This window comes from Dyella humicola (assembly GCF_026283945.1).
In the GTDB taxonomy this organism is placed as follows: domain Bacteria; phylum Pseudomonadota; class Gammaproteobacteria; order Xanthomonadales; family Rhodanobacteraceae; genus Dyella; species Dyella humicola.
The window spans coordinates 2,118,644-2,138,525 of record NZ_JAPDPC010000001.1 but is presented as its reverse complement, the minus strand read 5'-3'; the positions used below and the strand labels follow the sequence as shown (position 1 = coordinate 2,138,525).

The following is a 19,882-nucleotide window of genomic DNA, read 5'->3' as shown; positions in this document are numbered from 1 at the left end:
TGGATCACGTTCACTATGGCACGGGCCCGAACAAGTCGAGGTAGCGTGCCTGGATCCTGCGCAAGGTGCCGTGATTGAGCGTGACGCCCTGCCGGTCGAAAAATTCTAATATCTGGATCGCGACTTTTCGACCGATCCCGAGGCGGTCGCGAAACTGCGCCGCCGTAAAGCGGCCGCCGGCTGCCCGGGTGGCGACATCGGCAGTGATCAGCGCCATCTCGTGCATGGTCGCGCGCAGAAAGAAATGGTCGTGCGCCACTTCGTCGACCAGGCCCAAGCGCGCCGCGAATGTCATCAGCTGCCGTATGTCCTGCTCCGGACGCGCAAGCATCCCGGCGATGTCGCGCACCCGCGGTGGGCGGAAACGCACATCGTCACCAAGCAGAGGAGCGATCATCCGCCATAACGCCTCGCGTTCCGGACTCAACTGCAGCGAGTGGCCTTGCAGGCGCACGAAGGCGCCGTCGCGAACCACACGGCCGGCGAGGTCCGCATGCTGCAGGGCCAGCGCAAATGCGGCAGCGGGTAGCCTCGGTTGCAAGGCAAGTCGCAGTTTCTCCCGACCCATGCCTTGCAGGTCCGGGTTGGCCGCGTGAAAGGCCTGCACACGCTCGATCAGGCCGCCGACGAAGCGCTGCCAATGCGTATAGCTGAGTGCAATACGCTGCTCGCCAACGTGAAAGACGACGGGTGACAGTGCGACGACGATGTCGTCGAGCCTGGCCGCCGACAGTGCGCGATCGCGCACGAAGACCGAGAGATCGCACACGAATGGCGGCGCGTCGAGCACGGCGGCAAATGCCTCTTGTGGATCAGCCATGGCCAGCGCCGCGCGCTGGGCCTCACGCTCAGCGGTGCGGCGCTGGCGCGAAGGTGCGCGCAGGTCGAGAAACCGTCCGCCGCCGATCGTGCGTTGGGCGGAGACATCCCTCAGTACATAGCGGTCAAGCGCAGCGGCTGCGATCGGTCGGCTCAAGACCAGCTGGACGTCTGCCGCGCCGCCGGGCCGCAGTTGCTCACCGTCGAGCAACACGATGCGGGCGCCTACCTCGACGGCGCCGTGGTGCAGCCGCGCAGGAAACCATTGGCCGATTGGCTTGGCTTCACCAGGCAACAGATGCAGCTTCGCGTCGATGCGATCGGTCGGAGCATGCAGGAAGGGATCGACTACCATGTCGCCGCGATGGATCGCGCCCTTGGCGATGCCTTCGCCAGCGAGGTTGAGAGCGCAACGATCGCCTGCCCTTCCCCGTTCCACTTCGCGGTTCTGCGCGTGCAGCGAGCGCACGCGCGCGCTCAGCCCCGAAGGGCTCAGCAGGACCTGATCCTTGACGCGCACCACGCCGGACAACACGGTGCCAGTCACCACCACGCCGATGCCGGCCAGGGTGAACACGCGATCGACCGCAAGGCGGAAGCGACCGTCGTCGGCGCGTTCACCTTGCGCCTGTGCCTCGGCGGCAAGGCGATCGCGCAGCGCGTCGATGCCCTCGCCTGTGGTCGAAGAGACCGGCAGGATGTCGGCGCCTTCGAGCGCGGTGCCCGCGGTCGCTGCGCGGATCTGCGCGCTTACTTCGAGCAGCCGTTCGGGCGTTGCCAGATCAGCCTTGGTGAGGGCGATCAGGCCACGCGGGATGCGCAGCAAATCCAGGATCGCCAGATGTTCCAGGGTCTGCGGCATCACCCCGTCGTCGGCTGCCACCACCAGCAGGGCGATGTCGATGCCGCTGGCGCCGGCAACCATGGTGTGCACGAACCGCTCGTGACCAGGTACGTCGACGAAGCCGAGGATGGGGCCGTCTTGCAACGGCAGATAGGCGAAGCCCAGATCGATGGTGATGCCGCGGACCTTTTCCTCTTTCAGGCGATCGCAGTCGACGCCGGTCAAGGCTCTGACCAGCGACGTCTTGCCGTGGTCGATATGGCCAGCAGTGCCGACGATCATGGGGCGCGCGCAGCCAGGCCGTCCGTGTCGAGCTGGGACAGGGCCGACAGGAACAGCGATTCTTCCGCTTCGGCCAGGCAACGCAGATCCAGATAGAGAGCGCCATCGGCAACGCGACCGATGATCGGACGCGGCAACGCGCGCAACGTGGCGCCCAGCCGTTCCAGCGCGCGCTGGCCGCCGCGCGGGCGGATCAGCAGCGCGGCGCTGGCAAGGGTATCCAGTGGCAACGCGCCGGAGCCGACCTGACTGAAGCACGCGCCGACGTCGACCACGAAGGCATCGCCAAGTCGCTTGGCCACGGTCGGCTGCAGGCGGTGCGCCTGCGCTTCGATGTCATCCCTATCCCGAGTCAGGACGCGCAAGGTGGGCAACCGTTCGGCAAGGCGATCAGGATCGCAGTACAAGTTCAGCGTGGCCTCGATGGCCGCCAGGCGCAGCTTGTCCACGCGCAGCGCGCGCTTCAGCGGATTGCGGTTGATTTGGGCGATCAGCGCGCGGTCCCCCACGATGAAGCCGGCCTGCGGGCCGCCCAGCAGCTTGTCGCCGGAAAAGGTCACCAGCCGCGCGCCCTCGGCCACGGCCTGGCGCACGGTGGGCTCCTTGGCAAGCCCGTAGCGGGACAGATCGACGAGGCTGCCGGAGCCCAGATCGTTCAGCAGCGGCACACCGGCAGCATCGGCAATCGCTGCCAGCTCGCGCGCGCCGACGTCCGCCGTGAAGCCCTGGATACGGTAGTTCGAGGTATGCACCTTGAGCACGAGGCCGGTGCCTTCATTGAGAGCATCACGATAATCGGCTGCGTGGGTACGATTGGTGGTGCCCACTTCGACCATGCGTACGCCGGCCCGCGCCATGATGTCGGGCATGCGGAAGGCGCCGCCTATCTCGATCAGCTCGCCGCGCGACACCACCGCCTCGCGCCCGAGCGCGAGCGTATTGAGGCAAAGCAACACGGCCGCGGCATTGTTGTTCACCACGGTGGCATCTTCCGCCCCGGTCAATTCGCAAAGCAAGGCGCGCAGGTGATCGTCGCGTTCTCCGCGCGCGCCATCGTCCAGGTCGTATTCGAGCGCCACCGCATGGCGCATCGCTGCGACAGCCGCATCGATCGCAGCTTCGGCCAACACCGCGCGACCGAGGTTGGTGTGCAGCACGGTGCCGGTGAGATTGAACAGTGGGCGAAGGCCCGCTGTGTGTGCTTCCAACAGAGTCTGGGCACGCTGCGCCAGTTCGGTGACGCTGGGCGCTGCAACCGAGCCCGCACGCAAGGCCTGGCGCGCTTCGTCGATGGCTTGACGTATGGCCCTGGTCGTGGGGACACGCCCATGGCGTTGCTGCAGCAAGACTGCTTCGGCCGTCGCCAGCACCGCGGCAACCGCAGGCAAGCGACGCAAGGAGGAAACCTCGGACTCGGCCATGGCGCTCATCCAGTGACATCGCCGAACACCCTAGCCCAGATTCGAGAGCGCGGCGGCGAAGACTCGGCAGTCCCTATGCTGCGGTGCCGACTGAGCCTGGGTCAAGGCGAACGCCCATGGCGAATGCCCGATGGCGAGCAGTGCTCGCCTACACATCAGCATCACATGGCACTGGCCACGCTTCTTGCGCGCAGGCGTACGTTTCACACCATGCGGTCGCGAGCGACAGCGACTTTGCTCCCTGGCCGTAGCATGCCCCGCGCTACGATCGCGTTCGCCGTTGCTCTATGGTCTTGCCCCTCCGCAGCGCACCTGGCCTGCGGCATACGGTTGGCAATGTCGTGCCCTGTAGGGCCGTGATGTCCCGGACTGTTAGTGGGGGAAGATCGATGGCCGTCGCCTTGCAAAGAGCGCGTACTGTGCGCGTGTCCGTGTTCGTCCTGCTGGCGGTCGCCGGCTTGTTCTATGTGAAGTGGTATCCGTACTACGGACGCGCCTTGGTGGCCGCGGCACACCATTCCATTGGCCATTCGATCCTGATGGGTGAGGAGGCGAGCGCGCCGGCGCCGTCCTGGAGCGCTGCGCTTGGCTATGCGCTGGCCTACGGCAAGGCGATCTGGCAGGCGATGCTCCTGGGCTTGTTGCTGGGTTCGGGTATCCAGGCCTTGCTGCCGGTGAACTGGGTGCAGCGTGTGCTGGGCAACCGCGGCTTCGGTGGCGTGCTGGCCGGCGGCCTGCTGGCCATGCCCGGCATGATGTGCACGTGCTGCGCAGCACCGGTGGTTGTGGGATTGCGCCAACACCAGGCGGCGCCCGGGGCGGCGATCGCGTTCTGGCTTGGCAACACGGTGCTGAATCCTGCAACCCTGGTGTTCACCGGCTTTGTGCTCGGCTGGCACTGGACCTTGCTGCGCATGCTGCTGGGTGTGCCAATGGTGTTTGGGCTGGGCTATTTGGCCAACCGGATCACGGAACCGGGTTCCCCGGTGGCGACCAAGTTACTGCCGACGGAGCCCGAGCCGCGCTCAGCGGCCGAGGTCGGCAAGCGCTGGGGGCGGATCTTCGGACGCATGACGGTGCGGCTGATTCCGGAATACGTCGTGATCGTGCTGCTGCTGGGCGCGATACGCGCATGGATGTTCCCTCACATTGGACCGGCGATCGATAATCAGTGGTTCTGGATCGCGGGCTTTGCACTGGCCGGGATGCTGTTCGTCATTCCGACGGCTGGCGAGGTACCGATCGTGCAGGCGATGCTGGCGTTGGGCATGGGAGGCGGACCAGCCGCCGCGTTGCTGATGACCCTGCCGCCGGTGAGCCTGCCGTCGCTTGCCATGCTCGGGCGCTCGTTTCCTGTGCGGACATTGGCGGTGATGGCCGCAGCGGTGTTCGGCTGTGGACTCCTCGGCGGAGCGCTCGCCGCATGGCTGGGGATGCGTTGACGATCTGCTCACGCCGACTTTCACGACGATGAAGGCAGATGCCGTGCTGGACGGTGTCTAGTCGGCCACCGCTTCGCTATCCCATCAACAGCAACGGGTTCGGTGCGTGCCGGGCGAAGCCCTCCTCGGCGACCAGGATGTCCAGGCCCAGCGAGGCGAGATCGTCTGCATACGGATCGACCTGCATGTCGTGCAGCTGGTAGAGCAGCTTGACGTAGGTGTGGCAGTCGCCGCAGGTCTCGGCCTTGATCACGCCGGGATCGCCTTCGATGCCTTGCAGGAATAGCTGACGCGTGCCGCCGCAGGTGATGCACATGGCGCGCACGTGGTTCCACGCGGTCGAGCACAGCGAGCAATACAGGTAGCGCGTGCCGGGTATCACGCCAGTGGCCGTGATCAGGCCGGATACGGACGGTGAGCCGCAGCAGGGGCATAGCGCACGCTCTTCGAGCAGCCGTAAGTCCTCGGCGCGGAGGCGCGCCGCTGAGCAGGTGAAATAAACCTGCAGGGCGGCGGCGACATAGACGGCGGCACCTGCATCCGTGGCGACCAGCTCGCCGCGCAGGAAATCGTCAGCCAGCTGGTCCAGCGTGACAGCTTCGCTGCGCCGCAATTGCTCCATGGCCTCGCGCGCAGCGAGTGGCAGTTCGCTTCCGTCGATATGCTCGAGCAGCAAGGTGAGTCCTTCGCGCCAGCTCGCTTCGCGACGATGACCATCCGCCGCCAGCGGCGGCAGACGCGCCTCGGCGGCTTGAGCCACGACAGCCGGGCTCAGCGCGGCGGCGGGGGCAAGCGTCGATGCTACGACGTGCTGAGCGTGCGCCAGCCGGGCCATGAAGCGCAGCCAGGCATTCATCGGATGCCCGGTGGCGAGCTGCTCCAGTCGTTGCGCGGTGGCCGCGAAGCGTTGCGCCGGATGGGCGAGCAGGATCGGATCGGGGGACTTGACGCCGGCGTGGGCCGGCCCGCTCCATTTGGAGTCGGGTGGTGCTTCGGCTTGCTTCACGGACGCTTCCTGTCGTTGCTTTTCTCGTGCTGGCCGGACGCCAGTTCCCACAGCCATTTGCGGTGATGGCGCCAGGCCCATCCCGGCGTCACATAGCCCTGCGTCATGGCGCGCACCGAATCGCGGACCCAGATCGCCGCGAATACATGCACGATCCAGACAAGGATGGCCGCGATCGCCGCGAGGCTGTGGATCAGCACTGCCGCACGCTGCACCGGAATGGAGGTCGCTTCGCCGAAATACACTTCCCAGATCAGCAGGCCGGTGAAGAACAGCACGGGAATGAGCAGCGCCATCGACCAGAACACGAGCTTCTGGCCGGCGTTGTTGCGGCCGGTCGGCGGGGCGAGTTCCTCCTGATTGGACACGACGAAGCGGGCTTGTTTCAGCCACTCGATGTCGTCCCGGTGCACGAGGTTCTCGCGCCAGAACTGCACGATCAGGCACAGATAACTGATCAGCAACACGATGCCGATCCATGGATGTGCCGCGCGCATCCATTGCCCGCCACCGAACAGGCCGGACAGGAAGAACATCATCGGATGGAACATCGCCAGACCCGACAGCACCAGCAACACGAAGCAGATTGCGGTGATCCAGTGGTTGACCCGGTTTGCCGCGGTGTAGCGGACGATGACGTTCTTCGGCCGGCTCATGATGGCTTCTCCGTTTCCGATTCGCGCAGCACGCGCTCGCCCTCGGCCTCGTCCTCGTCGGTGACTTCGTTCGGACCTTCGACGATCAAGTGGAAGAAGCCGACGACGGCCGCGAGCCCGACGCCAATCAGGGCCAGCGGCTTGAGGATGCCCTTCCACGCTTCGACCACCGGACTTATCCGCGGGTGATCGGGCAAACCCGAGTACAACGATGGCCGGTCCGCGTGATGCAACACATACATCACATGCGTGCCGCCGACTGCCGGCGGGTCGTATAGCCCGGCTTGTTCGAAGCCACGGGATTTCAGGTCAACGATGCGTTCCCCTGCCCACTCCTGCATGGTCGTCTTGGCGCCGAACATGATCGCGCCGGTAGGACAGGCCTTGACACAGGCGGGCTCCTGCCCGACCGCCACGCGGTCGGAACAAAGCGTGCATTTGTACGCCTTGTGGTCTTGCTTGCTGATGCGCGGGATATCGAACGGGCAGCCCTTCACGCAGTAGCCGCAGCCGATGCACTTGTCGCTGATGAAATCGACGATGCCGTTGGCGTACTGCACGATCGCACCAGGAGCCGGACAGGCCTTCAGGCAACCCGGGTCCTCGCAGTGCATGCAGCCATCTTTGCGGATCAGCCACTCGAGGTTGCCCTGTTCGTTCTCGTACTCGGCGAATTTCATCAAGGTCCACACGCTTGGATCCAGGTCCATCGGATTCTCGTACGACCCTTCGAAGTAACCGATTTCCGGTCGCAGGTCGTTCCACTCCATGCACGCCGCCTGGCAGGCCTTGCAGCCGATACAGCGGCTGACGTCGATCAGCTTGGCGACTTGCTCCACGTGACTGCGCACCGAGGGAGGCGTCATGGTCGATGCGGAACGCCGCACCAGGTCTTGCGATTGCAGGTCTGACATGTCGGCTTCCTCAGGCTGCGACCGGTGCGCTGGTCTTCTCGATGTTGACCAGGAACGCCTTGAACTCGGGTGTCTGCGTGTTGGCATCGCCGACAGACGGCGTCAGCGTGTTGGCGCCATAGCCCTTTCTTGCTTGCCCAGTGAAGCCCCAGTGCAACGGCACGCCGATCACATGGGTTGGCTTGCCGTCGACCGTGAGCGGCTTGATGCGCTTGGTCACATAAGCCTTGCACACCACGTGGCCGCGATGGGACGACACCTTTACCCAACCGCCCTGCGCGATGCCTTTCTCCTTGGCCAGGACCTCACCGATCTCCACGAACTCCTCCGGCTGCAGGATCGCGTTGATCAGCGCATGCTTGGTCCAGAAGTGGAAGTGCTCGGTGAGGCGGTAGGTGGTCGCCACATACGGGAAGTCCTTTGGACTGCCAAACGCGGCACGATCATTCGCAAATACGCGGGCAACCGGATTGTTCTGCACCTTCGGATGCAGCACGTTTGCCACCGGCGATTCCATCGGCTCGTAGTGTTCCGGGAACGGCCCTTCGGCCATCAGCTTGCGAGCGAACAGGCGACCCAGCCCCTCGTCGTTCATGATGAACGGACTGACGCCCGCCGACGGGTCCAACGTCGGTGTGTAGTCGGGCACGTCGATGCCCACCCAGCGCGTGCCATTCCACGAAATGACCGGTTTGGCCGGATTCCACGGCTTGCCAGCCGGATCGGCGCTGGCGCGGTTGTACAGGATGCGACGGTTGGCCGGCCATGCCCACGCCCAGTTCGGGGCGATGCCTTGTTCGCGTGGATCGGTGGCATCGCGGCGAGCCATCTGGTTGCCCTTCTCGGTGAACGAGCCGGCGAAAATCCAGCAGCCGGATGAGGTGGTGCCGTCGTCACGCAATTGCGCAAAGCCATCCAGCAGCGTGCCGGCCTTGGTCACCGCGCCGGTGGCCGCATCGGTGAGATCGGCCAGCGCGCGGCCATTCATTTCCTTGGCCAGGTCTTCCGGATCGGGGCTGATGGGGTCGGTGTACTTCCAGGTGAGGTTGAGAATGGGATCAGGGAAGGCGCCGCCTTCCTTGCGATACAACTCGCGCAAGCGATGGAAGATGCCGCTCATGATCCAGATGTCGGACATGGCAATGCCGGGCGCATCCGCGGCCTTCCAGTGCCATTGCAGCCAGCGCGCCGAATTGACCAGCGAGCCGTTCTCTTCGGCGAAGCAGGTGGTGGGCAGCTGGAATACTTCGGTCTGGATTTCGGCGGAATTGGCCGGGTTCTGCGGACCGAAGTCCTGCCAGAAACGCGAGGTCTCCGTATCGAGCGGATCCATGGTGACCAGGAACTTCAGCTTGCTCAGGCCGCGGCGGATCTTGCCGCGATCCGGGAACGCCTGCAGCGGATTGAAGCCTTGGCAGATGTAGCCGGTCATCTGGTCGTTGTTCATCATCTCGAACGCCTTGATGATGTCGTACAACGGTATGTCGAGCTTGGGCAACCAGTCGTAGGCCCAATTGGTGTCCTGCGTGGCGGCATCGCCATACAGCGCCTTCATCAGGCTCACGAAGAGCTTGCGGGTGTTCTGGTAAAAACTGATCTGGCCCGGACGCAACGGCTTGAACTGCCTGGTCGACATGTAAATGTCGAAGTCGGTTTCCTTGTCGGTGGGCAGGTTCATGTAGCCCGGCATCTGGTTGGAAAGCAGGCCGACGTCGGTCAAGCCCTGGATGTTGGAGTGTCCGCGCAAGGCATTCATGCCGCCGCCCGCCACGCCGATATTGCCGAGCAGCAGCTGGATCATCGCCATGTTGCGGATGTTCTGCGCGCCCACCGAGTGTTGCGTCCAACCCAGCGCAAACAGGCTGGTCATGGCCTTATCCGGCGCAGCCGTGCTCGCGATCAACTCACACACATGCAGGAATTTGTCCTGTGGCGTGCCGCAAATGCGCGAGACCATCTCCGGCGTGTAGCGCGATACGTGATGCTTGAGCAGGTTGATGACGCATCGTGGGTCCTGCCAGGTATCGTCGAACTGAGCAAAGCCGTCCTTGTCCAGTTCGTAGTCCCAGGTCGACTTGTCGTAGCTGTGGGTGTCCTCGTTGTAGCCGCTGAACAGGCCGTCCTGGAACGTGAAGCCATCCTTCACGATCAGGCTGGCGTTGGTGTACGCGTGCACATACTCATGCTGGATGGCGTCCTTCTCCAGCAGATAACGAATGACGCCGCTAAGGAACGCAATGTCGGTGCCTGGGCGAATGGGGGCGTAGTAGTCCGCCACCGACGCCGTGCGCGTGAAGCGCGGGTCGACTACGACGAGCTTGGCGCCGTTCTCGATCTTTGCCTCGATCACCCATTTGAAACCGCAGGGATGCGCTTCGGCTGCGTTGCCTCCCATGACGATGACGACATTGGCGTTCTTGATGTCCTGCCAGGTGTTGGTCATCGCACCGCGACCGAATGATGGGGCCAGACTGGCCACCGTCGGTCCGTGTCAGACGCGCGCCTGGTTGTCGAACACCACCATGCCAAGGGAGCGCACCGCCTTCCAGGTGAGGTACGAGGTCTCACTGGATGATGCCGAGGCCGCCAGCATGCCGACGGTGGTCCAGCGGTTGACGGTGGTGCCGGCAGCGTTCTTCGCGATGAAGTTCTTGTCGCGATCGTCCTTCATCAGCCGGGCGATCCGATCCAGCGCGTAGTCCCAGGAAACGTCCTTGAACTCGGTGCCGCCCGGTGGCCGATAGCGCGGCACCCTCAGTCGCGTCGGCGCATGCACCACGTCGAGCAGGGCCGATCCCTTCGGACACAGGGTGCCACGGTTCACCGGATGGTCCGGATCACCTTCGATATGGATGATGTTGGAGCGCGCATTCTTGGCACGGTCGCCCATGCTGTAGATCAGAATGCCGCAGGCGACCGAGCAGTACGTGCAGGTGTTGCGCGTTTCGGTCGCGCGGGTGAGCTTGAAGGGTCGCACAGCGGCGGCTTGCGCCTCCCCCGACTCCCCGAAGCCAAGCATGCCGAGGCTTGACGCTGCCAGGGCCAGACCGGTGAACTTGATGAACTCTCGGCGAGTGAGTGGCATCGCTTGCGCTCCCGGGAAATTTGGCTAGACATACCGCCCGGTGGAAGGGGGTGGACGTGGCTCGAAAATCTCCTTGAAAGCGACGGGGTTGAGCCCGTTGCCTGTGCAAAAATTTAGCACAGAATAAGTGAAGGGTCCGGCACGTCTTATGCAGCGGCAGGCCGGTGCCATGGCCTGCCGGCGGGAACGCAGCCGGGTCCACTTCAGGCAGGAATGCCCTCTTCGGCGAACAGCGCAGCCTGCACGGCAGGGTCGGCCTCCATGCGACGGGCAAAACGCATCAGGTGATCCAGGCCATACAGGCCGATGTCCATGCCTACGGCCCAGCGCAGGATCACGAACAGGTACGCATCGGCCACCGAGCGCGTTCCGGCCAGCCAGTCACGGCCATCCAGGCGTGCATCGAGTTGCTCCAGCTGCGTGCGGACGTGCTCACGGGCGTTTTCCGCCAGCGCCCCGGCCAGGGTTTCCTCCTTGAGAAAAAGCGATGCCTTGAAGATCGGCAGGAACGCCATGTGCACATCCGCGCAAAGGAACCCCAGCCAACCCATGATCTCGGCGCGTGCGCGTGGCGTGCCATCGCCGAGCAAGCCCGTTTCGGGATGCAAGTCAGCGAGGTAGCCGAGCATCGCCATGTTCTCCGTAAGCGCGAAGTCGGTGTGTTCCAGCATCGGCACGGCTAAGCCGCCGGGCTGGGCCTGGCGGGCCGATGTCTTGAGGCTGTCGTGGCCAAGCCTGACCGCTTCGTAGGGTGCGCCGATCCATTCGAGCACGATGTGCCCGGCTAACGTGCAGGCGCCCGGCAGGTAGTACAGCTTCACTTCGCCGTACCGTGCCCGGCAAACGGCGAACGGGCGAACCAGGTTTGGAAGTCCTGCTTGCCCAACCGCGCGCCCTTGCCCGGCAGCAACGTATCCGGCTCCAGCACGGCGCCGAAGTAAGCCGCCTTCGCGTCCGCGACCACCTTGCGTGGATCCCCGATGGCGGTGAGGAAGCGCTGGACCAGTTCCGCCATCGGCGCCTGCTCGGGACCGGCAATTTCCATGATGCCGTTGACCGCCGGAGCGAGCGTGACATCGGTGACCGCATCAGCGACGTCGTCTGAGGCGATCGGCTGCATCAGCCCGCTGGAAATGCGGATCTCCTGCCCTGCACCGCCGTCTCCGGCGATGCCGTTGAGGAACTCGTAGAACTGGGTCGAGTGGACAATGGTGTACGGAATGCCGGCGTCGCGTATCAACTTTTCCTGGGCCATCTTGGCGCGGATGTACCCGCTCGCCGCAAAAGCAGGACGACCGGTGCCCACCACCGACAAGGCTACATGGTGCTCCACGCCGGCCTTCTTCTCCGCGGTGACCAGGTTGCGTCCCGACGTCTCGAAAAAGTCCAGCACAGCCTTGTCCTCGAAGGAGGGCGAGTTGGCCAGGTCCACCACGATGTCCGTGCCCGCCATCGCCTCGTCCAGGCCTTCGCCGGTGAGGGCGTTGACGCCGGTCGACGGCGCCGCGGGAATGACTTCATGGCCGCGCTTGCGCAGGCGCTCGGCGACCTTGCTGCCGATGAGTCCGGTACCGCCGATGATTACGATTTTCATGAGAGACCTCTGGGTTGCGTCAGCGCCCATGGCGCGTCGTGAGTTCATGCTAGGCACGGCCATCGACGACCGGTAGGACTGCCGACGGGCTCGCGATGTTGCCCGCGGCGCATCAATCGATGCCGCCACGGGAGGTGCGGCGGCGTCAGGCAATGCCCGCCGCGAGGACTTCCCTTGCCTTGCCCGCGACCGCCCCGGGCCCCAACGTCAGGCCAGCCGCGCCCTGCGGGTCCAGCGCGCGTATCGCGGTGGTCATGTAGTCGATGAAAACGCGAATCCGCGCCGGCAGCTGCCGCCGACTCACGTAACAAAGGTAGTGCGCTCGATCGTCGGGCGCGTACGGCGCCAGGCACGCCACCAGCCGACCTTCGCGCAGGTGTTCGCTGATCTGGCAGCCGCCCATCTGTGCAAGGCCCTGGCCGTCAAGCACCGCCTGCAGGACCAGCTCGTCGTCGTTGAACGTGAAGGTCGACGACGGCAGGAACTTCTGATTCCGGCCAGCGACCTTGAACTCCCATTCGACGATCCGTCCCGACGCCGTGCGGAACTTGATGCAGGCGTGCCCTGCCAAGTCCTCCACGCGCCGCGGCAGCCCATGGGCGCGCACATACGCCGGCGACGCACAGACCATCATCGGCATCGGCATCAGCCGCTTGGCGATCACCTGGCTGTCTTCCATGCGACCGTTGCGAAAGGCCACGTCCAGCCGATCGGTGCTGAAGTCCATGGCGCGGTCGTCGAGCAACAGGTCGATGGCGATATCCGGAAAGCGCGCACGAAAACCGTTGAGCAGCGGCGCCACGATGCGGCGTCCGAAGCCCACCGCCGCGCTGATCCGCAGCTGTCCGCGCGGCGGTCCCTCGCGCAGGTCGCGCATGTCTTCCAGCGCCTGGACGATCCGCTCCACGCCAGGATGGCAGTTCCGGTAGAACAGCTCACCTTCGCGTGTCAGCGAGGTGCTTCGGGTGGTGCGCAGGAACAACCGCGCACCCAACTGGGCTTCCAGCTTCTGCACGCTGCGGCTGACCGCCGAGCGGCCGATGCCGAGTCGATCGGCGGCACGAGCGAAACTGCCCTCGGTCGCCACGGCGATGAACGCGACCACACCGGCGTAACTCGCGGAGAAGGTGGACGCCAGCGCGTCGTTGCTCGCGCAGCGGCGTCGTTCCTGGGATGCAAACGTCATGGGTCGCCTATCGAAAGCATGATGGCTTCGCATTAACGCCTCGAGGCACATCGAACACCGGTGTCGGCCGGTCCTTACCTGATAGACGTTTCAATGACCCTGCCTGTGACAGGATCAAAAGACTGGTGCTTACAAGGCAACACGGCGAGCCCGTCGGCGGATCTACCGGGAGCAAGGCAGCGAACCTAGGCTGGGCTCGTCACGCTATGCAGCGCGAGCGGGTGCCTCAGCCGATCTGAGGAATGGCCACGCGCCTACCGAGGATTCAAACCATGACCCAGCGCATCGACTATCTGCAGCAATCGCCGGAGCTGTTCAAGAAACTCGTCGCCTTCAGCACCCTGGTGAGCCAATCCAGCATCGAAAAATCGATCGGCCACCTGGTGGAGATTCGCGCGTCACAGATCAATGGCTGCGCCTTTTGCCTGGACATGCATCTCAAGCAGGCTGTGATTGATGGCGAACGACCTTTGCGCCTGTTTCACCTGCAGGCCTGGCGCGATTCCACCCTGTTCAGCGCCCGCGAGCGCGCCGCGCTGGCTTGGACCGAGGTACTGACCCAGCTGCCGCCTCAGGGCGTCCCTGATGATATTTACGAGTTCGTGCGCGAGCAGTTCTCCGAGAAGGAGCTCACCGATCTCACCTACGCGGTGACGGCGATCAACGCCTGGAATCGCATCAACATCGCTTTCAGGGCTGTCCCCGGCGTGCTCGACAAGGCGTACGGACTCGACAAGGCCGGCCTTGCCTGAGATCTGCCCGGCGCGGCCTTGCCGCGTCGACTGCCAGTTCCACTTGATGACCCACTTGCGGGCCACGCACGAGGAAACACCCATGCGCATGTTCAAGATGTTCGGATTGCTCTGCCTGCTCGCTTCCGGCGCGGCTGTCGCGCAGGCGGCTGCGCCGCCGTCCACTGCTGCGACTCCCCCTGAGGCCAAGGTGTCGGAGCTGATGAGCAAGGCGCTGAAGGACTATCCCGGCAAGGAAGCGCTGATGATCACCGTGGTGTATCCGCCCGGCGCCGTCGACCCGGTTCATCGCCACAACGCCCATGCCTTCGTCTACGTGCTCGAAGGCTCTATCGTGATGGGCCTCAAGGGTGGCAAGGAAGTGACGCTGACGCCAGGGCAAACGTTTTACGAAGGGCCGGACGACGTACACACCGTTGGCCGCAACGCCAGCAACACCAAGCCGGCCAAGTTTCTCGTGCTGCTGCTGAAGAACGAGAACGAGCCTGTGTTGCGCCTGGTGCCCTGAGCCTCCCGCCTCCACGCCCCCTGGTCCGCCGCGAACAGTTCGTTGAGGTGGCGGGCCACCGAGGGGCTTGCAACGCGAGCACTGAATGCGACGGTGCCCAAGCAGTCGGCGTAGGCTGTCACAACTGCACCCGATCAAACGTCTTCGAACCATGGACGCCGCCACCGCCACGTTTCACCACCTGCGCCCGAGGCTGCAAGGTATTGCCTACCGTATGCTTGGCTCCGTGTCGGAGTCCGAGGACATCGTGCAGGACGTCTGGCTGCGTTGGCATGACGCGGACAAGGCCAGCGTCAACAACACTGAAGCATGGCTGGTGACGACCACCACCCGGATAGCGATCGACCGACTGCGCTCGGCCAAGGCACGACGAGAGCAGTACGTGGGCATATGGCTCCCCGAGCCGGTACTCACCGAGTGGCCCGCCACGCCAGAGGACATCGAGGAGCTATCCAACGAGGTCTCGGTCGCCTTTCTTATCGTGCTTGAACGCCTGACCCCGGAAGCCCGCGCTGCCTTTCTGTTGCGCGAAGTGTTCGACATGGACTACGGCGAAGTCGCCCAGGTGATTAGCAAAAGCGAGGCCGCCTGTCGCCAGATCGTGCATCGGGCGAAAGCGCAATTGCGCCAGGAGCGACCGCCGCTTGCGGCCCCCAGCGCGGCCCACCAGAAGCTGATGCGGCGCTTCGCCGATGCCCTCGCGCAAGGCGATTTTGCCGCGATGAAGTCGATGCTGGCCGAAGCAGCCGTGCTCATGGGCGATGGTGGCGGTCTTGTCACGACCTTCCCCAAGCCGATGGTCGGCGGGCAGCGTATTGCCCAGCTCTTCTTCGCCGCCAACCTGCGCTACAAGGAGGCGCTGCGCATCGAGCTGGCGATGATCAATGGCCAGTACGCCGTGTTGCGCTATATCAACGGCGAGCTGGAGTCCGCCCAGTCCTACGAAAGCGATGGCGAGCGCATCACCGGCGTATACGTCCAGCGCAACCCCGAGAAACTCGCCCGCTTGATGGCGGCCATGGCGCGGCGCCGCAGCCAGCCATCTGCCTGACCGGTTCGGGTGGCGAACGAAGCGGTGAGCGCATGCAAGGATCAGAACGCTCAGCGCGCGGCAACCGTGCCTTCAGCCGCGGGCGTTGGCGTATCAACCGCTCCCGGCCAGCCACCGCCCAGCGCACGGAACGTCGCCACCGCAGCGCGCGCATCGTCCGCGTGTACGCGGGCAAGCTCGTCACGCGCGGCAAGCAATTGCCGGTCTTCGTCGAGTACTTCGATCAGGCTGACTGCTCCGCCCTTGTAGGCGTCTTGCGCAGCGCCACGGGCCTGCTCGTGCGCAGCCACCTCTTGCGTGAGATCACGATGCTGGACTTCCAGTTCGGCCAGCGCAGTGATCGCGTCCTCGACGTCTTCGGTGGCACGCAACATCGACTGACGGTATTGCGCCAGCGCCTCGGCGTTGACGCCCTTGGCTTGCGCGACCTCGGCATCGATGCGGCCGAAGTCGAACAGCCGCCAATGCAAGCCGAGCACCGCCTGCGGCTGGAACGCAGCGGAGGAAAATAGTGAGCCGCTTTGCAGGCTCTCGAAGCCGAGCAGGCCGCCTATCGAAACCTTGGGGTAATACTCGGCCACTGCCACACCAATCCGGGCGTTGGACGCGGCCAGTCGGCGTTCGGCCGCAATGACGTCCGGGCGGCGGCGCAGCAGCATGTCGGGGCCGCCATGGGTGCCAATCGCGGGGACGCTGAAGGTCTGCGGGCTATCGCGCAGTTCGCTGGCATAAGTGCCGGGCGTCGCCCCCATCAGGACGTCGAGCCGATTCAACTGCTGCGCCAGGGTGATGCGCAACGGAGGCAAGGTAGCCTGCGCCTGCAGTACCAACGCCTGCGCCTGAGCCAGTTCACGCGAGGTCGCCAGGCCGCCAGCGAGCCTTACCTTCACCAGCTCAAGCAACTGTGCCTCGGTGTCGATCTGCTGTTGCGCCAGACGAATGCGCTCCTGCGCGCCACGCACCTGGAAATAGGCATCCGCTGCCTCGGCCGCTACCGAGACACGTACACCATCCCGATTGGCTTCGGCGGCATCGGCTTCTGCCCTCGCCGCCTCTGCACCGCGATGCAGGCCGCCGGCAAGATCCAATTCCCAACTGGCGCCCACGCCGATATTTTCCAGCGTTTGCGAACGCGTATAGCCCGGGTGCGCGCTACCCAGTTCACCCAGTGGGCTCTTCAGAGATTGGCGTTGCTTCAGCACACTGGCATCCAGGCTACCCTGGGGTGCCAGCTCCGCTCCGGCCTCGCGCGCTGCGGCACGGGCCTGATCGACGCGGGCCATGGATGCCGCAAGGTCGAGATTCTCAGCCAACGCGCGCTGGATGATGCGCGTGAGCACAGGATCATCGAAACCCGCCCACCAGCTGTCGAGTGCAGGTGCTGGCAGCGTGGTCGCGCGATTTTCCAGCGTCGACTGTGCCACGTAATCCGCATGGGTCTGCAGCTCCGGCCGAACATAATCCGGACCCGCCATGCAGGCGGTGAGACCACCGATCGCCAACGCCAGAGCCAGCATGCGCGGAACGGGGATGAACTTTGATCGAAGGGACATGGGGATACTCCGAACGGAGTGAGACTGTGAGGAATTCATGGGGGGCTCAGTGCGCGTCCGCGGACGGCGCAGACGGAGGAACCACTTTGCGCATCAACGGCACCATCACCGTAGCCACCGCAAAACAGAGCATGATCACCAGGAAGGCGTCGGCATACGACAACGTCTGCGCCTCGCGATAGGCGAGCAGCCACAACTGGTGCAAGGCGCCATCGTCCGAACCATCGACGGATTGCCCGAGCTCCGCGAGATGACCGCCGGCCTGCGCGAGCCACTGGCCCATGGCTTCGTTCGTGCTGTTGAGATGCTCGGCGATGCGATAGAAATGCAGATTGGTGCGATCGTTGAGGATGGTGGCGCAGACGGCGATGCCGATGGCGCCGCCCAGGTTGCGCATCAGGTTGAACAACCCGGAGGCCAGCTTCAGTCGCGATGGTGCCAGGCTGCCAAGGGTCAGCGTGACCGTCGGCGGAATCGCCAACTGCTGCGCCATGCCACGCAGGGCTTGCGGTAGCAGCAACTCATGGGCGCCCCAATCGTGCGTAATGGGAGTGAAGTCCCACATCGATATCGCGAACAGTGCCAGGCCGGCCATCAAGATCCAGCGCAGATCCACGCGTTGCGCCAGATACGAGTACAGCGGGATGGTGAGAATCTGGAATACGCCGGTCGAAAATACCGCTTCGCCGATTTCCAGTGCGCTGTATCCGCGCACGCGGCCAAGAAACAACGGGGTCAGGTAGATGGTGGCGAACAGCCCGATCCCGCTGACGAATGAAAAGAAGCAGCCGAGTGCGAAATTGCGTTCGCGTAGTGCGCTCAGATCCACCACCGGGTGATCGTAGGTCAGGCTACGGACGACAAAGCCCACGCCAGCCAGACCGGAAATCCACGCTGTCGTCAGGATCGTGGCATCGCTAAACCAGTTCCAGCGCGGCCCCTCTTCCAGTGTGTATTCAAGGCAGCCGAGGAACAGCGCGAGCAGCACCATGCCGAAATAATCTGCACGGCGCAGCAACGACAGGTCGGGTGCATCGATGTTGACCAGCAATGGCACGGCAACGGCGACGAAGATGCCCGGGATGAGATTGATATAGAACAGCCAGTGCCACGACGAGTGGTCGGTGATCCAGCCACCCAGGGTCGGGCCGAGGGTCGGAGCCAACGAGGCCAGTGCACCGATGGTGGCTGCTGCGACGACGCGCTGCTTGTTGTGAAAAAAGACAAACGCCGTCGTGAAGACCATCGGAATCATCGAGCCACCCAGGAAACCCTGAAGGGCCCGGAACACGATCATGCTCTGGATATTCCACGCCAGGCCACACAACATGCTGGTGACGGTGAAGCCGGCGGCAGAAGCAGCAAACAACCAGCGTGTGGAGAACACCCGCGACAGCCAGCCCGATAGCGGGATGACCACGATCTCGGCAATCAGGTAGCTGGTCTGCACCCACGCGGTCTCGTCCGTGCCTGCCGAGAGGCCGCCGCCGATGTCGCGCAGCGAAGCCGACACGATCTGGATATCCAGCAGCGCAATGAACATGCCCACGCACATGCTGGAAAACGCGAAAATCTTCTGCGCCATGCTCAACGCCGATGGATCCATCGGCATCGAAAAGCGCGCGGCCGTGGTGTTCATGGGGCGCCGGCCCGACCTGCAGCACGCGTGTCTACGTCGGCGACCACGGACAGACCCGGCCGCAGCACGCCAAGCGCGTCATCCTTGGGATCAAGCACGACGCGCACCGGCACGCGCTGCACGACCTTGGTGAAATTGCCGGTCGCATTTTCCGGAGGGAGCACGCTGAATTGCGCGCCGGTGGCCGGCGCCAGGCTGCCAAGACGGCCATGGAACACCCTGCCCGGCATCACATCCGCACGAACATCGACCACCTGGCCGGCCTGCATGCGTGCCAGTTGGTCTTCCTTGAAGTTGGCATCCACCCATAGGCCGTGCGCAGGCACCACCGAGAGCAGTTGCGTGCCAGCAGCAGCAAATGCGCCGACTCTTGCGCGCCGATTACCAATCACGCCGTCGACCGGAGCGCGCAGCTCGGTGTAATTGACGTTGAGCTGCGCGATGTCCCGCTCGGCCTTGGCCTGCTGCAAAGCGGCCAGCGCCTGCTGCTTCTGCGAAGCGATGACGTCCAGCTGCCGCTGCGAGGCAATCTGCGCGGCCTGGGCTTTTTCCGTGTTGGCCTGGGCGGTCTTGTAGGTGGCGTCGGCCCGCTGCGCGCTTTCGACTGAGACGGCCGAGCGGCTGGAGAGATCGCGGTAACGCGTTTCATCATCGCGCGAACGCACGAATTCCGCGTCCGCGGCGGAGACGCCAGCCTTCGCCTGGTTGATCACCGCCTGCTGCAAGCGCTCGGTGGCCTCCAGATTGGCCAACAGGGCTTCCTGGGCGGCTACCGCGCCATCCGCCTTGGCCAGCGCCGCACGGTAGTCACGATCATCGATCTTGACCAGCAAATCGCCGGCGTGAACGACCTGGTTGTCCGTCACCGCCAGTTGGGTGATGTAGCCGGAAACCTTGGGGCCGATGACGGTGACATCGCCACCGACATACGCATCGTCCGTGCTTTCAATGAAACGCCCTACGCCCCACCAGTGCACGCCATAAATCACGCCAGCGACCAGGGCCACGCCAATGGCCGCACGCAAGGCGAGTTTTCGCCGACTTCGGGGTGCCGGGGTGACCTCGGGCTCAATCTCGGGGGGCACCTCCGCACGCTTGACAACGGTGACGCTGCTCATGGGAAAACTCCA

At 64.4% G+C, this 19,882-nt stretch carries 17 protein-coding genes; 4 read left to right on the top strand and 13 right to left on the bottom strand.

The window, feature by feature from the left end; all coding sequences use genetic code 11:
• Positions 1 to 13 precede the first annotated feature (13 nt).
• Both selB and selA read right to left on the bottom strand, forming a co-directional pair.
• Positions 14 to 1,945: a selenocysteine-specific translation elongation factor gene (gene selB / locus OUZ30_RS09565; protein ID WP_266182002.1), complete on the bottom strand. Its 1,932-nt coding sequence runs from the start codon at positions 1,943 to 1,945 to the stop codon at positions 14 to 16.
• Positions 1,942 to 3,375, bottom strand: a complete 1,434-nt coding sequence (selA, locus tag OUZ30_RS09560; protein ID WP_266182001.1) for an L-seryl-tRNA(Sec) selenium transferase — start codon at positions 3,373 to 3,375, stop codon at positions 1,942 to 1,944. Before selA ends, selB begins: the two co-directional genes overlap by 4 nt.
• A 410-nt stretch (positions 3,376 to 3,785) precedes the next feature.
• Between selA and OUZ30_RS09555 the strand changes: the two genes are divergently transcribed.
• Positions 3,786 to 4,808 carry a permease gene (locus OUZ30_RS09555; protein WP_266182000.1) on the top strand — a complete coding sequence of 341 codons (1,023 nt, stop codon included), beginning with the start codon at positions 3,786 to 3,788 and terminating at the stop codon, positions 4,806 to 4,808.
• Positions 4,809 to 4,884: 76 nt separating this feature from the next.
• Here the strand turns inward: OUZ30_RS09555 and fdhE are convergent, their stop codons facing one another.
• The 8 genes from fdhE to OUZ30_RS09520 form a co-directional block, all read right to left on the bottom strand.
• Positions 4,885 to 5,814, bottom strand: a complete 930-nt coding sequence (gene fdhE, locus OUZ30_RS09550) for a formate dehydrogenase accessory protein FdhE (RefSeq protein ID WP_266181999.1) — start codon at positions 5,812 to 5,814, stop codon at positions 4,885 to 4,887.
• Positions 5,811 to 6,470 carry a formate dehydrogenase subunit gamma gene (locus OUZ30_RS09545; RefSeq protein WP_266181998.1) on the bottom strand — a complete coding sequence of 220 codons (660 nt, stop codon included), beginning with the start codon at positions 6,468 to 6,470 and terminating at the stop codon, positions 5,811 to 5,813. Before OUZ30_RS09545 ends, fdhE begins: the two co-directional genes overlap by 4 nt.
• Positions 6,467 to 7,384 carry a formate dehydrogenase subunit beta gene (gene fdxH / locus OUZ30_RS09540; protein WP_266181997.1) on the bottom strand — a complete coding sequence of 306 codons (918 nt, stop codon included), beginning with the start codon at positions 7,382 to 7,384 and terminating at the stop codon, positions 6,467 to 6,469. Before fdxH ends, OUZ30_RS09545 begins: the two co-directional genes overlap by 4 nt.
• A gap of 10 nt (positions 7,385 to 7,394) precedes the next feature.
• Positions 7,395 to 9,863: a formate dehydrogenase-N subunit alpha gene (fdnG, locus tag OUZ30_RS09535; protein WP_486599071.1), complete on the bottom strand. Its 2,469-nt coding sequence runs from the start codon at positions 9,861 to 9,863 to the stop codon at positions 7,395 to 7,397.
• A 12-nt stretch (positions 9,864 to 9,875) separates the two neighbouring features.
• On the bottom strand, positions 9,876 to 10,469 hold the full coding sequence (locus tag OUZ30_RS20475) for a hypothetical protein (RefSeq protein WP_465251863.1): 594 nt from the start codon (positions 10,467 to 10,469) through the stop codon (positions 9,876 to 9,878).
• A gap of 203 nt (positions 10,470 to 10,672) precedes the next feature.
• On the bottom strand, positions 10,673 to 11,290 hold the full coding sequence (locus OUZ30_RS09530; RefSeq protein WP_266181995.1) for a glutathione S-transferase family protein: 618 nt from the start codon (positions 11,288 to 11,290) through the stop codon (positions 10,673 to 10,675).
• Positions 11,287 to 12,063 (bottom strand): SDR family oxidoreductase, encoded by a 777-nt coding sequence (locus OUZ30_RS09525; protein ID WP_266181994.1) that lies wholly within the window; start codon positions 12,061 to 12,063, stop codon positions 11,287 to 11,289. The genes OUZ30_RS09530 and OUZ30_RS09525 overlap by 4 nt, the downstream gene beginning before the upstream one ends.
• A gap of 145 nt (positions 12,064 to 12,208) precedes the next feature.
• Positions 12,209 to 13,249 (bottom strand): LysR family transcriptional regulator, encoded by a 1,041-nt coding sequence (locus OUZ30_RS09520; RefSeq protein WP_266181993.1) that lies wholly within the window; start codon positions 13,247 to 13,249, stop codon positions 12,209 to 12,211.
• Positions 13,250 to 13,521: 272 nt separating this feature from the next.
• Between OUZ30_RS09520 and OUZ30_RS09515 the strand changes: the two genes are divergently transcribed.
• The 3 genes from OUZ30_RS09515 to OUZ30_RS09505 all read left to right on the top strand — a co-directional run bounded on the left by OUZ30_RS09515 (position 13,522) and on the right by OUZ30_RS09505 (position 15,560).
• Complete coding sequence (locus OUZ30_RS09515) at positions 13,522 to 14,001, top strand: carboxymuconolactone decarboxylase family protein (protein ID WP_266181991.1); 480 nt, start codon at positions 13,522 to 13,524, stop codon at positions 13,999 to 14,001.
• 82 nt (positions 14,002 to 14,083) lie between these two features.
• Positions 14,084 to 14,509, top strand: coding sequence for a cupin domain-containing protein (locus tag OUZ30_RS09510; RefSeq protein WP_266181990.1), 426 nt, complete (start codon positions 14,084 to 14,086; stop codon positions 14,507 to 14,509).
• Between the two features lie 151 nt (positions 14,510 to 14,660).
• Positions 14,661 to 15,560 (top strand): RNA polymerase sigma-70 factor, encoded by a 900-nt coding sequence (locus OUZ30_RS09505; protein WP_266181989.1) that lies wholly within the window; start codon positions 14,661 to 14,663, stop codon positions 15,558 to 15,560.
• A gap of 50 nt (positions 15,561 to 15,610) precedes the next feature.
• Here the strand turns inward: OUZ30_RS09505 and OUZ30_RS09500 are convergent, their stop codons facing one another.
• From OUZ30_RS09500 to OUZ30_RS09490, 3 genes are read right to left on the bottom strand one after another with little or no spacing between them, the layout of a single operon-like run.
• Positions 15,611 to 17,113 (bottom strand): efflux transporter outer membrane subunit, encoded by a 1,503-nt coding sequence (locus OUZ30_RS09500; RefSeq protein WP_266181988.1) that lies wholly within the window; start codon positions 17,111 to 17,113, stop codon positions 15,611 to 15,613.
• Positions 17,114 to 17,159: 46 nt separating this feature from the next.
• Positions 17,160 to 18,698 (bottom strand): DHA2 family efflux MFS transporter permease subunit, encoded by a 1,539-nt coding sequence (locus tag OUZ30_RS09495; RefSeq protein ID WP_266181987.1) that lies wholly within the window; start codon positions 18,696 to 18,698, stop codon positions 17,160 to 17,162.
• A gap of 50 nt (positions 18,699 to 18,748) precedes the next feature.
• Complete coding sequence (locus OUZ30_RS09490; RefSeq protein WP_266181986.1) at positions 18,749 to 19,870, bottom strand: HlyD family secretion protein; 1,122 nt, start codon at positions 19,868 to 19,870, stop codon at positions 18,749 to 18,751.
• Positions 19,871 to 19,882 lie beyond the last annotated feature (12 nt).